This is a genomic window from Rahnella inusitata (assembly GCF_003263515.1).
Taxonomy (GTDB): domain Bacteria; phylum Pseudomonadota; class Gammaproteobacteria; order Enterobacterales; family Enterobacteriaceae; genus Rahnella; species Rahnella inusitata.
The window spans coordinates 109,835-122,581 of sequence record NZ_JYDE01000007.1 but is presented as its reverse complement, the minus strand read 5'-3'; the positions used below and the strand labels follow the sequence as shown (position 1 = coordinate 122,581).

Genomic DNA, 12,747 nt, shown 5'->3' with positions numbered 1-12,747 from the left:
CAGATTGTGCGAGGGGCAGCCGGACAGATAAATCTCATCTTTGACCGGCAGAACGTGACGCGGTTCTATACTGATTTGTGACGACTATTCATTAGCCGCTTTTCAGTATCAGATATTCAGAACACCTTTCTTTCACCTGCGGGTGACCCTTGATAAGGAGATTCACGATGAATCACAGTTCAGCGAAGCGTTATAACAGCGTCATTCCACCCTACATGCTCAACCGCATTATCGAACACGGCTCAGAACCTCAGCGCAAATGTGCCCGGCAAACGCTGGTGCATGTAAATACCCTGATGGCACAGCCTTACGCCAAGCCGCAAAAAATTGTCACCGCCAAAGCCGGACAGGTAGAGCGCGATATTTATGATGCGAAAAACACCACCCGGCTGCCGGGCGAATCGGTGCGTAAAGAGGGGCAGAAAAGTAACGGCGATGTCACGGTGGATGAAGCCTATGATTATCTCGGCGTCACCTATGATTTCTTCTGGCAGGCGTACCAGCGCAACTCTCTTGACGGGAAAGGTCTGGCGCTGCTCGGCACCGTTCACTACGACAAAGGCTATCAGAACGCCTTCTGGAACGGCCAGCAGATGGTGTTTGGTGACGGTGACGGCGAGATATTCAACCGGTTCACGATTGCCATCGATGTGGTCGGCCATGAGCTTTCGCACGGCGTCACGGAAAGCGAAGCCGGGCTGGAATACAATGGGCAATCCGGCGCGCTGAACGAATCGCTGTCTGACGTATTTGGTTCGCTGGTCAAACAGTTTCACCTGAAACAAACTGCCGATAAAGCGGACTGGATCATCGGCGAGGGCTTGCTGGCCAAAGGCATTCAGGGCACCGGCCTGCGCTCAATGTCGCATCCCGGCACTGCGTACGACGATCCGCTGCTCGGCAAAGATCCGCAACCCGCTGACATGAGCGGTTATGTGAATACCCGCGATGACAACGGCGGTGTCCACATCAACTCCGGGATCCCGAACCGCGCCTTTTACCTTGCCGCGACCAAACTGGGTGGCAACGCCTGGGAACGCGCAGGATATGCCTGGTACGATACGGTGTGCGACAAATCGTTGCCTAAAAATGCAGACTTTGTGACGTTTGCCCAACTGACGGTAAAGCATGCCGAAAAACGGTTTGATGCCGCCGTCGCGCAGGCCGTCCGTGAAGCCTGGGAGCAGGTCGGAGTGATGTAAATGAAACCTTTAGATTCGCTGGAAAGTAATGCGGTTATCGAGATTTACCGTGAAGGTGGTATCGCGTTTATCCCTAAACTCAGCGGGCCGCGAAGGGTCGAGCTTTCAGACATGAGCGATGATAAGCGGCAGCAACTCTGTCAACTTATCAACCAGGCGATGCCCTATGCGCAGGAAAAAGAAAACGCCGGTCATGGAGACCAGCGTTATTTCCGCATCGAGATTTACTTTGCGTCGGCGGAGCATTCGGCCAGTCTGGTGGTGATCATTCCGGAAACCGAAGCGCCGGAAGAACTGGTGAATTTATGGAAACAGGCCCGTCCCGAGGATCACCCTTCTGAGTAAGGGGAGTACGTCAATATCACCCGCTTTTTAGAAATCATTCCATGCCCGTTTTGGCAGATGTAATCCACCGCACCGCAGGCTTTCAGTTCCTGCAACGGTTGCTGACAATCCGGGCATAACGCCGTTTGCTGATACTCACTATGACATGCGTCACAGCGAAAGTGACCGCTTACCCAGCTCATTGGCTGGTCGCAAACCGGACAATGTGCATCCATCCCGCTTCTCCTCTAAATAGCGCCCAGCGTCCGTAATAAATACAGGCCGAGCGCGGTGGTGAAAAATGATCCCAGCGTAGTGACGGCAATAATATTCGCCGCCAGCGTCGCGTTGCCGCCCATGGCCCGGGTCATGACATAACTGCCCGCCGCCGTCGGTGTGCATGAAAACAAAAAGATGACGCCGAGCGCCGCGCCGCGAAAACCAAAAGCCCAGGCACCCAGAGTCATCAGCGCCGGAACAAACATCACCCGCGAAGCCGATGACCAGGCCGCAACATTTGAACTGCGGAACATTGCCCGCCAGTCAAGGCTGGCCCCCGCGCACAACATCGCCAGCGGCAGTGCCATGCCGGAGATAAACGCCCCGGTACTGGCGAGTGTGGCGGGCATCGGCAAACGGCTGTACTGGAAGGCCAGTCCAAGCACCAGTCCGATAATCAGCGGATTGGTGACGATACCGCGCAAAATCGGCTGTAAGCCGATGCGATTCCCCTGCCCGCCTTTCAGGCTGCGGGTCAGCGTGATCACTGACAGCACGTTGAACAGAATCACTGTCACTGCCAGATACATCGAACCGAGCGCGATCCCTTCGCTGCCAAACGCCAGCGAGGCGTAAGCCAGACCCGCAATGCCGGTGTTAGCGCGAAATCCACCCTGAACAAATATGCCGCGCTCTCGCGGATCCTTCACCAGCTTTAGTGCCACCAGTTCCAGCAGCAGGAAAGAAACCACCGTCGCCACGCCGCCATAAACGGCCAGCGGCAGGTTGGAGCCCGAAGAGTCATGCCCCTGCGCTACGCTGAAAAAGAGCAGGCAAGGTAACGCGATATTGAAAACTAACCGGCTGGCTTTCTCATTAAAACTGTCGTCCATCAGGCCGGTGCGGCGCAGCACCATGCCCAATAACAAAATCAATAAATTAGGTACCGTGACGCCAAATGCAAAACTCCAGGTCTGCCAGAACATCCAGCCAGCTCCTCGCGTAAAAATGAGACAAAAAAATGGGGTACATTTTCATGCACCCCATCAGTTTTTAGGATTTGTTTTTCAGGTGCTGCAGAAGGCGTCTGCGCTTACGCTGCTGATGTGGCGACAGCGTGTTTTTCTTGCCTTCATACGGGTTCTCACCCTCTTTGAACTGAATGCGGATCGGGGTACCCATCACTTTCAGTGAACGACGGAAGTAGTTCATCAAATAGCGTTTGTAGGAGTCAGCCAGATCTTTCACCTGATTACCGTGGATAACCACGATAGGTGGGTTATAACCGCCGGCGTGCGCATATTTCAGCTTCACACGACGACCGTTCACCAGCGGTGGCTGGTGGTCGTCAGCGGCCATCTGCATGATACGGGTCAGCATGGAAGTGCTGACGCGCGTGGTCGCGCAGGTGTAGGCTTCAATCACGGATTCGAACAGGTTACCCACGCCGCTGCCGTGCAGGGCAGAGATAAAGTGGATACGTGCGAAGTCCACGAAACCAAGGCGCAGATCCAGCTGGTCTTTCACCTGAGCACGCGCTTCTTCACTCATGCCATCCCACTTGTTCACCACAATCAGTAGTGAGCGCCCGCTATTGAGGATGAAGCCCAACAGCGAAAGGTCCTGATCGGAGATACCGTCGCGGGCATCAATGACCAGCATCACGACGTTCGCGTCTTCAATCGCCTTCAGGGTTTTGATGACGGAGAATTTCTCGACGGTTTCAGTGACTTTACCGCGCTTACGCACACCTGCGGTGTCGATCAAAACGTATTCACGTTCGTCGCGCACCATCGGGATATAAATACTGTCGCGGGTGGTGCCCGGCATGTCGTAAACCACGACGCGCTCTTCGCCCAAAATGCGGTTAGTCAGTGTGGACTTACCTACGTTCGGACGCCCGACGATAGCCAGTTTGATTGGCAGAGATTGCGGATCGAAATCGTCTTCTTCGTCTTCCGGAATTTCATCACCGGTCGCTTCCTGCTCTGCCCAGTAAGCGGCGTTAGCCTCTTCTTCGGTCAGTTCGACTTCTTCTGGTTTAGCCCCAACGAACGGCACCAGTACGTGCTCAATCAGTTGTGCCACGCCACGGCCATGCGAGGCCGCGATCGGATAGACTTCGCCTAAACCGAGTGAGTAGAAGTCACCGACGGCGCTGTCTGGATCAATACCGTCCGTTTTGTTCGCCACCAGGAAAGTCGCTTTTTCACGGCTGCGAAGATGCTGGGCAATGCCCTGATCGGCAGGCATCAGGCCCGCGCGCGCATCGACCATGAACAGAACGATGTCTGCTTCTTCGATAGCCAGCAGAGACTGGCCGGCCATACGGGTTTCAACGCCGTCTTCGGTACCGTCGATACCGCCGGTATCCACGATGATGAATTCATTACCCTCAATTTCAGCACGACCATACTTGCGGTCACGCGTTAGCCCCGGGAAATCCGCAACCAACGCGTCACGCGTCTTGGTCAAACGGTTAAATAAAGTGGATTTACCCACATTCGGGCGCCCAACAAGCGCAACGACAGGTATCATTTTGAAGCCTCAGTGTTTTTATTTATAGCTAAACGCAAATAGTCTGCTGCCCTTCTGTTTCAGACAAACAGCTATAATTCAATTTGTTACAGCCCAATTCAACGTTCAAATTGCACGGTTTTCAGAATACGAAACGGCCCCTGAGCAATTCAGGAGCCGTTTTTAAGCCCGCGATCAAACGATCTCAGGGCCAGACGCCGGGCGCGGTTTTAGCGGGTGAAGGAGTAAACTTCGCCACCTTTCGCCTGTACCACCAGCTTATCGCTTGCCACAATCGGCGCACTCAGGAAGCCATCACTGTCGACTTTCTGCTGAGCAACGAAACGACCGTCGGTGGTGTTGATCCAGTGCAGATAACCTTCTGAATCACCGACCACGATATACCCATTATACAGCACTGGCGCGGTAAGATTACGGTGCAACAGATCGCTTTGACGCCACAGGCTTACGCCGCCCTGTGTATCCAGCGCCATCACACGGTCATCCTGATCGACCATATAGATACGGCCTGCATCGACGATGATGTCATTTACAGAGCCGACATCACGTTTCCACATCACCTGACCAGAACGCAGATCCATCGCCACCAGATTGCCGTTGTAAGCCAGCGCATAAACAACGCCATCAACGATAACCGGCGTGGTATCCACATCACTCAGACGGTCGATTTCAGTCGTACCGGTAGTTTGTGAAATACGTTGCTGCCAGATCAACTGACCTTCTTTCATCAGCACGGCGCTGACGCGGCCGTTATCACCGCCGACAATGGCTGCACCAAAGGCAACCGCTGGGGCAGATTCACCACGCAGAGAAAGCGTCGGCATATCGAGGTTAGCGGTCCACTGGATCTTACCGTCAGATTCGCTCAGACCCTGCAACATGCCGTTGCCGGTATGCACCAGCACTAATCCATCGCTGGCCACAGGACGGGACAATGCTTCGCCCGCCACTTTGGTCTGCCATGCCACGGTGCCATCTTCAGTGTTCAGCGCATAAACCACCGCTTTTTCACTGCCGATATACACATGGCCGCCGGAAACAGTCAGGCCGCCGGACAGTTGTGCTGAACGGTTGCTGGAGAAGAAACCGGTTTTTTCGGACAGGTTAACACTCCATTTTTCTTTACCGCTGTCAGCATCCAGCGCTTTCACGATGCCAAAACGATCGGCTGCGTAAATGGTGCTGTCCTGCCAGGCCGGACGCAGATGGGAGTAAAAATCACCAACGCCATCGCCTACGGATTTGCTCCAGACTTTCGTCGGAGTAAATTGATTCTCAACTTTTGGCAGCGGGGACATTTTGACGACATCTTCTTCGCTGTTAAACAATGAACAGCCACTCAGCAGGGCAACAGAAACCCATCCTACCAAGAGTGTTTTACGCAATTGCATCGGGGTTCCCCTTAGCTGGCTAAGTTGTTCAATTTCATACGCAGCATTGTTTGCAGCGTTTGAGAGGGTTTAGATTCCAGACCTTTGCTGAAGGCATCACGAGCCCCTTTCGCATCGCCTTTAGCAAGCAGAACATCACCACGGATGCCTTGCTGCATTGCTGCCCAGCCTTCACCCTTCACGCCGTCTAACGTTTTGAGTGCATCATCAAATTTGCCTTGCTGCATCTGGACACGTGCCAGACGTAAATTCACCAGCGAGCGTAAATTGTCTTCTTTGGCCTGACCTTGCGCCTGCGTTAACTGCTTTTCAGCATTGGCGAAATCTTTCGTTTCGACAAAGTGATCGGCCAGTTGCAGAGCGGCAAACACACCGTAATTGTTGTCATTGCTCTGACCAAACTTCTCGAGCTCGGCCACGCCTTGCGCACTTTTGCTGGCCATTGCCTGATTTGCTTTCTGGAAAGACGCAGAAGCTTCCGTCAGGGCAGAGTCCTGATGGCTCTGCCAGAAACGCCAGCCGCCCAGGGCTACAATACCCAGAACAACGCCGATGGCCAGCGCTTTACCGTTTTCGGCAAAGAAGCGACGTACAGCATCAACCTGTTCATTCTCAGTGGTATAGACTTCCACAGTGTCCTTCTCCTTAACCCAACATCGAAGCCAGACGCCCAGCAACTTCACTGTGCGTCAGCGTTTCTTGCGTTCCAGTTTGCAGGTCTTTGACCACAACCTGCTGGTTAGCGACTTCATCTTCGCCTAATACCAGGGCAACTCGTGCACCCCATTTATCAGCACGGGCGAATTGCTTCTTGAAGTTGCCGCCACCGTAATTCGTCATCACTTTCAGTTCCGGCATAGCATCACGCAGCGTTTCAGCCAGTTTCATGGCTGCACCTTGTGTACCCGCGCCAGAAGAAATGACGTAAGCATCAACCGTCGCAGGCGCTTTGAAGTCTGGATTTACGGCCTGAACCAGTAATACCAGACGCTCAAGCCCCATCGCAAAACCGACGGCAGGCGTCGCACGCCCCCCCAATTGTTCAACCAGCCCGTCGTAACGGCCACCCGCACACACAGTACCCTGTGAGCCCAGACTGCTGGTTACCCACTCGAACACGGTGCGGTTGTAATAATCCAGACCGCGCACAAGTCGCTGATTAATCGTATATGGGATACCAGACTGCTCTAAAAGTTCACACAGACCGGTAAAGTGTTCCCTTGATTCATCATCAAGGTAGTCACCGAGCTCTGGCGCATCGTTCAATAACGTCTGAATTTCCGGATTTTTGGAATCCAGAACACGCAGAGGATTGCTGTACATTCGACGTTTGCAGTCTTCATCCAGCTTGTCTTTATGCTGCTCAAGGAAGGCCACCAACGCATCGCGATAGTTCGCACGGGCTTCCAGTGAACCGATAGAGTTCAGTTCCAGCGTAACGTGCTCGGAGATGCCCAGCGCACGCCACCAGCGGGCGCTCAGCAGGATCAGTTCCGCATCGATATCCGGGCCTTGCAGACCAAAGACTTCGACACCCAACTGATTAAACTGACGATAGCGTCCTTTTTGCGGGCGTTCGTAGCGGAACATCGGGCCGATGTACCACAGACGTTGTTCCTGATTGTACAGCAGACCATGTTCGATACCGGCGCGCACGCAGCCGGCCGTTCCTTCAGGGCGCAGCGTCAGGCTTTCACCGTTGCGATCCTCAAAGGTGTACATTTCTTTTTCCACGACATCGGTCACTTCACCGATCGCGCGTTTAAACAATGGGGTCTGCTCTACAATCGGCATACGGATTTCGCTGTAGCCGTAACCGCCGAGTACCTGTTTCAAAGTACCTTCGATACGCTGCCACAGCGCCGTGTCTTCCGGCAGGTAGTCGTTCATGCCGCGAATGGCCTGGATATTCTTTGCCACGTCAGTTCTCTATCGTTTTATAAAAAATGAACCCGATTATAGGGGGTTTGTGGTCTGCGGTTCAACGCACAGACGCCATCACCCCCTGTCGGGTTCAATATAATACTGCGAGCATACTCTGACGCCCGCAACCGATGTTACTTTTCAAGATGATTGATAACGATACGTTTACTCTCATCCATAATCGCCGCTTTGGCGCGGATCTTCGCTTCTAACTGATCGATCATCTGCTCGTTATCAAAACGATCTCTCTGACGAACGCCGTCTTCGTAGAAACCGCTTTTATTATGGCCGCCAGTGACGCCAATAGTGGAAACCAGCGCTTCGCCCGGACCGTTCACCACGCAACCGATGATGGAAACATCCATTGGCGTGATCAAGTCTTCAAGACGCTGCTCTAACGCATTGACGGTGCCGATGACATCAAACTCCTGACGCGAACAGGTCGGGCAGGCAATAAAGTTGATGCCACGGGAACGGATGCGCAAGGATTTCAGAATATCAAAACCGACTTTCACTTCTTCGACCGGATCGGCGGCCAGAGAAATACGCAGCGTATCGCCGATACCTTCAGACAACAGCAGGCCGAGACCGATAGCAGATTTCACCGAACCGGCGCGTAAACCGCCCGCTTCCGTGATACCCAAATGCAAAGGCTGATCAATACGCTTCGCCAGCAGACGATAAGACTCGACGGCAAGAAACACATCAGAGGCTTTTACGCTGACTTTGAACTGATCAAAATTAAGTCTGTCGAGAATGTCGACATGACGCATCGCGGATTCCAGCAGCGCTTCGGGCGTAGGTTCGCCGAACTTTTCCTGGATATCTTTTTCCAGAGAGCCACCGTTCACACCGATGCGGATAGGAATATTGTAATGTCGGGCGCAGTCCACCACGGAACGGATGCGTGATTCATTACCGATGTTGCCCGGATTAATGCGCAGGCAATCAACGCCGTACTCCGCCACTTTCAGCGCGATACGGTAGTCAAAATGGATATCAGCAACCAGCGGAACATTCACCTGCTGCTTGATAAGCTTGAACGCCTCAGCGGCATCCATGGTAGGCACAGAAACGCGGACAATATCGACGCCTACGCGTTCCAGCGATTTGATCTGGGCGACCGTCGCCGCGACATCTGTGGTGCGGGTGTTGGTCATCGATTGCACAGCAATCGGCGCGCCATCACCTACAGGCACCTTGCCGACATAAATCCGGGTTGATTTGCGACGGGTAATGGGTGCTTGGTTATGCATTACTTCACTCTCCATCGTTGCAATCGTCCGACAAGCTGCCGATTACTCGGCAGCGATAGTCAGGCGCGCAACACGGCTTGATTTTACAAAACGACTTAAATCAACCGGCTTGCCCTGGAATTGAATATCCACTGCACCCGGTGCGCCGATTTTCAGCTTATAAGGTGCAGTTCCCTTCACGCTCAGGGTTTCGCCGCCTTTTTTGATGCCGCTGAACAAGGTTTTACCTGACGCGTCATCGATCTGTAACCAGCAGTCAGCTTTGAACGTCAAAGCGACAGCTTGCGGATCCGCACCTGCCGCAGCAGTTTGTGCATCACCGGTTGGCAGACCATTCTCAGCCGTTGCTGGCTGGCTGGTGGATACCGCAGCAGGTGCTTGTGCTGCAGGCGTTCCGGCGGAAGCCGGTGCGCTGTTATCCGTTGGCGTTTGCGCCGTGTTCAAAGGAATTGAGTTCTGTGATTGTGGCGTCGTCGCTGCTGCGTCAGGCGCAGAAGACGTGTCTTCTGTCGTCGGTGCAGAATTAGCGTTGTCACCACCGCCCAGAGGAATAGTTTGCCCCTGGCCGTTATCCTGATTCAGTTGAGCCGTAGACTGATCGGCCATTGTCGCGATTTCTTCCTGCTGCGCCTGATGGTTTTGCCACCACCATGCACCGGTCAGGCCAATCACCACAAACACCACCAGCCAGGTAAAGCCCATCAGCCAGCCATCGCGTTTTTTGCGAGACTTACCGAGAGAGAAACCCTGCATAGAAGCGACTTTCGGCACTTTAATCGGGGCTTGCTTACCAATCAGGTTTAAGAGCTCTTCTTCCGGGATATGAACCAGTTTGGCATAGGAACGAAGATAACCACGCAGGAAAGTCGGCGCGAGATCGGCCGGCGTAGTATCTTCTTCAATTTGGCGAATCGTAGAGACTTTCAGACACAGGCGTTCTGCAACGGCCTGATGGCTGAGCCCTAACTCTTCACGCGCCTGACCCAGACGTTGGCCTGCGGTCAATGTAACTTTATTTTCTTGGGAGGCTTCAGTATTCATTAGCTAAGAACTGCTGGTACTGTTTGGATTGTGGATAACTTCGCGCAAGCTGCTTACCGAAGCGTTGAACGCTATCCGGATTGCCCGCTAACGCAGCGAATCGAATTTGTAACATAATGCTGTCAGCCGTGGCTGGCAGGACATGCTGGTAGATATCCAGTAGAAGTTTCGCCTGAGCGCGATTCCCTTCTTCAAATTCTTTGGTTGCCTCTGTCAGCAAGGGTGCGCCTTTATCGGGATCGGTTTTTAATGCCCGGCTCAGTAACACTCGCGCTTCCTCATTCTGATTTGCCTTCAGAAAACAGTAGCCTGCATTTTCGAGACTGTCTGCCACCTGACCGTAATCAGGCGCATTGGCTGCGGCGCTAAACTGCTGTTGTGCCGGTACATACTGCCCTAAACTACACAAAAACGCACCGTAATTATTTAAGACGGTCCCATTTTGCGGAGCCAGCTTCAGCGCTTGCTGATAGCGGCTTTCGGCAGCTTTCTGATCGCCGGTTTTTTGCTCGTAAAGTGCCATGCCCAACTGAGTACGATAATCATCCGGCGCACTGTCTGCGGCTTTTTGCAGATTCTGTTTCGCCGCATCCATATTTCCCTGAGTGAGATACGCCATCCCCAGTTCAAGACGGGTTTGGGATGCACCTGTTGCTGCCTGCGTCTCTTTCGGAGCGCTTGAACACCCCGACAACAGAGCAGCCGCCAAACCGGCAGCCATCAGCATTTTCGCACTGCCTTTCATTGCCATGCTTAATTCCCTTTATTCTGCCACCGACAATAAAACGCAGGGCTTTGAGTGATACCTCCAGGCCCTGCGCTGCCCTTCTGACGATTAAACGGCTTTAACGGAAATCTGTTGTTCAGCCGCCATCTTTTTCTTCAACGTACGTTTGGTGCGGTCAATGACGTCACCGGCCAGCTGGCCACAGGCGGCATCAATGTCATCACCACGGGTTTTACGCACGATGACGGTAAACCCATACTCCATCAGTACTTTAGAGAAACGATCGATACGGCTGTTTGAGCTGCGGCCATACGGCGCGCCAGGGAACGGGTTCCATGGGATCAGGTTGATTTTGCACGGCGTATTTTTCAGACGCTCAGCCAGCTCATGCGCATGCTCGGTGCCATCGTTGATATGGTCGAGCATAACGTACTCAATGGTCACGCGGCCCTGGTTGGCGTTGGATTTACTGATGTAACGTTCAACGGCGGCCAGAAAAGTATCGATATTGTACTTGCGGTTAATCGGCACGATTTCATCGCGAATAGTGTCGTTCGGCGCGTGCAGAGAAATAGCCAGCGCAACGTCAATCATGTCACCCAGCTTATCCAGCGCAGGCACGACGCCAGAAGTGGACAGCGTCACGCGGCGTTTAGACAGGCCAAACCCGAAGTCATCCAGCATGATTTCCATCGCCGGAACGACGTTCGTCAGGTTCAGCAAAGGTTCGCCCATGCCCATCATCACGACGTTAGTGATGGGACGGGTGCCCGTAATTTTGGCAGCACCGATGATTTTCGCCGCACGCCAGACCTGACCAATGATTTCGGACACGCGCAGGTTACGGTTAAAGCCCTGTTGAGCCGTAGAACAGAAAGTACATTCCAGCGCGCAGCCAACCTGGGAGGAGACGCAAAGCGTGGCGCGATCGCCGTCCGGGATGTACACGGTTTCGACCAGTTGCCCGCCGACCTGAATCGCCCATTTGATGGTGCCATCGGTAGAACGTTGTTCGGAAGCGACTTCCGGAGCGCGGATTTCAGCCACGCGCGCCAGTTTGTCACGCAGCGGTTTATTGATATCGGTCATTTGCTCGAAATCATCGCTGCAATAATGGTACATCCACTTCATGACCTGATCAGCACGGAACGGTTTCTCGCCCATGTTGATGAAGAACTCACGCATTTGTTTGCGGTTAAGATCAAGAAGGTTAATTTTTGCGGCAGCAGGAGCAACAGTTTTCACTTCCTCTGCGGAAATCGGGAAGGTTTCAGACACGTTTTGCTCGGGAGTTGTTGATTCTAACATAATGAAATATGGCCTCGTTGTTACACGTTATGGCGCCAGGGAAGTGCAGAACCGGTACAGTCTGCGCGCATAAGCGGCATTCAGGTGGCCTGCAATAAATTGCGCCCCGAAGAGGCTGGCTCATTCGGGGCGCAACATTGTACAAATTTTAGGGCAGAGTTGCCATGTTTGGAAGGCGACGCTGACAAAATTCTTGCGAATTTGCGGTCTGTCTTCCGGCAATGACGCCCGAAAATCTTAACGCGGGCAGATTTCGCTTTCGTCGAAGAAGTAAGCGATTTCGCGTTGTGCGGATTCTACTGCATCAGAACCGTGAACGGCGTTAGCAGTGAAGCTGTCTGCGAAATCTGCACGCAGGGTACCGGCCAGTGCGTTTTCCGGGTTAGTTGCACCCATGATGTCACGGTTACGCTGAACTGCGTTTTCGCCTTCCAGAACCTGAACAACGATCGGGCCAGACGTCATGAATTCAACCAGACCGTCAAAGAATGGACGACCTTTGTGCTCAGCGTAGAAACCTTCAGCCTGCTCTTTGGTCAGTTTCAGCATTTTAGAAGCAATGATGGAGAAACCTGCGCGTTCGAAACGTGCGTAGATTGCGCCGATGTCATTGTTAGCAACGGAGTTTGGCTTGATGATGGAGAAAGTACGTTGGATAGTCATGGAAAAACCTCTGTCTGACTTTTATAGGTAGGGCCGGTTAATTTAATGTTATACCTGCCGTAAAATGGCGGTGATTATAGGGAGCGAAGTTAAGATTGCCTACCCGAATCACAACATTTAATTAAAAAAATGCGGCATTGATTCACGATCATGCA

Annotated in this window: 13 protein-coding genes; 2 read left to right on the top strand and 11 right to left on the bottom strand. The window is 53.1% G+C overall.

Annotated features, from left to right (window positions below; all coding sequences use genetic code 11):
- Nucleotides 1-167: 167 nt before the first annotated feature.
- Together TU92_RS04835 and TU92_RS04830 are read left to right on the top strand one after the other, a co-directional pair.
- Entirely contained in the window at nt 168-1,202 is a 1,035-nt protein-coding gene (locus tag TU92_RS04835) for a M4 family metallopeptidase (protein ID WP_112164835.1), read from the top strand.
- Complete coding sequence (locus TU92_RS04830; RefSeq protein WP_112164833.1) at nt 1,203-1,547, top strand: protealysin inhibitor emfourin; 345 nt, start codon at nt 1,203-1,205, stop codon at nt 1,545-1,547. It abuts the gene before it with no gap.
- On the opposite strand, the gene TU92_RS04825 is transcribed toward TU92_RS04830, so the two are convergent.
- The 11 genes from TU92_RS04825 to ndk form a co-directional block, all read right to left on the bottom strand.
- Nucleotides 1,532-1,762 carry a zinc ribbon domain-containing protein gene (locus tag TU92_RS04825; RefSeq protein ID WP_112164831.1) on the bottom strand — a complete coding sequence of 77 codons (231 nt, stop codon included), beginning with the start codon at nt 1,760-1,762 and terminating at the stop codon, nt 1,532-1,534. The genes TU92_RS04830 and TU92_RS04825 overlap by 16 nt on opposite strands.
- A 12-nt stretch (nt 1,763-1,774) precedes the next feature.
- Nucleotides 1,775-2,731, bottom strand: a complete 957-nt coding sequence (locus TU92_RS04820; RefSeq protein WP_112164829.1) for an AEC family transporter — start codon at nt 2,729-2,731, stop codon at nt 1,775-1,777.
- Nucleotides 2,732-2,798: 67 nt separating this feature from the next.
- Nucleotides 2,799-4,283: a ribosome biogenesis GTPase Der gene (gene der, locus TU92_RS04815; RefSeq protein WP_112164827.1), complete on the bottom strand. Its 1,485-nt coding sequence runs from the start codon at nt 4,281-4,283 to the stop codon at nt 2,799-2,801.
- 209 nt (nt 4,284-4,492) lie between these two features.
- Nucleotides 4,493-5,674, bottom strand: a complete 1,182-nt coding sequence (gene bamB, locus TU92_RS04810) for an outer membrane protein assembly factor BamB (RefSeq protein ID WP_112164825.1) — start codon at nt 5,672-5,674, stop codon at nt 4,493-4,495.
- An 11-nt stretch (nt 5,675-5,685) separates the two neighbouring features.
- The gene (locus TU92_RS04805) at nt 5,686-6,306 is read right to left on the bottom strand and encodes a YfgM family protein (RefSeq protein WP_112164824.1); all 621 of its coding nucleotides are present in this window, start codon (nt 6,304-6,306) and stop codon (nt 5,686-5,688) included.
- A gap of 13 nt (nt 6,307-6,319) precedes the next feature.
- A complete protein-coding gene (gene hisS / locus TU92_RS04800; protein ID WP_112164822.1) occupies nt 6,320-7,594 on the bottom strand; it encodes a histidine--tRNA ligase in 1,275 nt (424 codons plus the stop codon).
- A 137-nt stretch (nt 7,595-7,731) separates the two neighbouring features.
- Nucleotides 7,732-8,853: a flavodoxin-dependent (E)-4-hydroxy-3-methylbut-2-enyl-diphosphate synthase gene (ispG, locus tag TU92_RS04795; protein ID WP_056781278.1), complete on the bottom strand. Its 1,122-nt coding sequence runs from the start codon at nt 8,851-8,853 to the stop codon at nt 7,732-7,734.
- A 42-nt stretch (nt 8,854-8,895) separates the two neighbouring features.
- Nucleotides 8,896-9,894: a cytoskeleton protein RodZ gene (gene rodZ, locus TU92_RS04790; protein WP_112164821.1), complete on the bottom strand. Its 999-nt coding sequence runs from the start codon at nt 9,892-9,894 to the stop codon at nt 8,896-8,898.
- A complete protein-coding gene (gene pilW / locus TU92_RS04785; protein WP_112164819.1) occupies nt 9,884-10,645 on the bottom strand; it encodes a type IV pilus biogenesis/stability protein PilW in 762 nt (253 codons plus the stop codon). Before pilW ends, rodZ begins: the two co-directional genes overlap by 11 nt.
- An 84-nt stretch (nt 10,646-10,729) precedes the next feature.
- Nucleotides 10,730-11,929, bottom strand: a complete 1,200-nt coding sequence (rlmN, locus tag TU92_RS04780; RefSeq protein WP_112164816.1) for a dual-specificity RNA methyltransferase RlmN — start codon at nt 11,927-11,929, stop codon at nt 10,730-10,732.
- A 237-nt stretch (nt 11,930-12,166) separates the two neighbouring features.
- Nucleotides 12,167-12,592, bottom strand: a complete 426-nt coding sequence (ndk, locus tag TU92_RS04775) for a nucleoside-diphosphate kinase (protein ID WP_112164814.1) — start codon at nt 12,590-12,592, stop codon at nt 12,167-12,169.
- Nucleotides 12,593-12,747 lie beyond the last annotated feature (155 nt).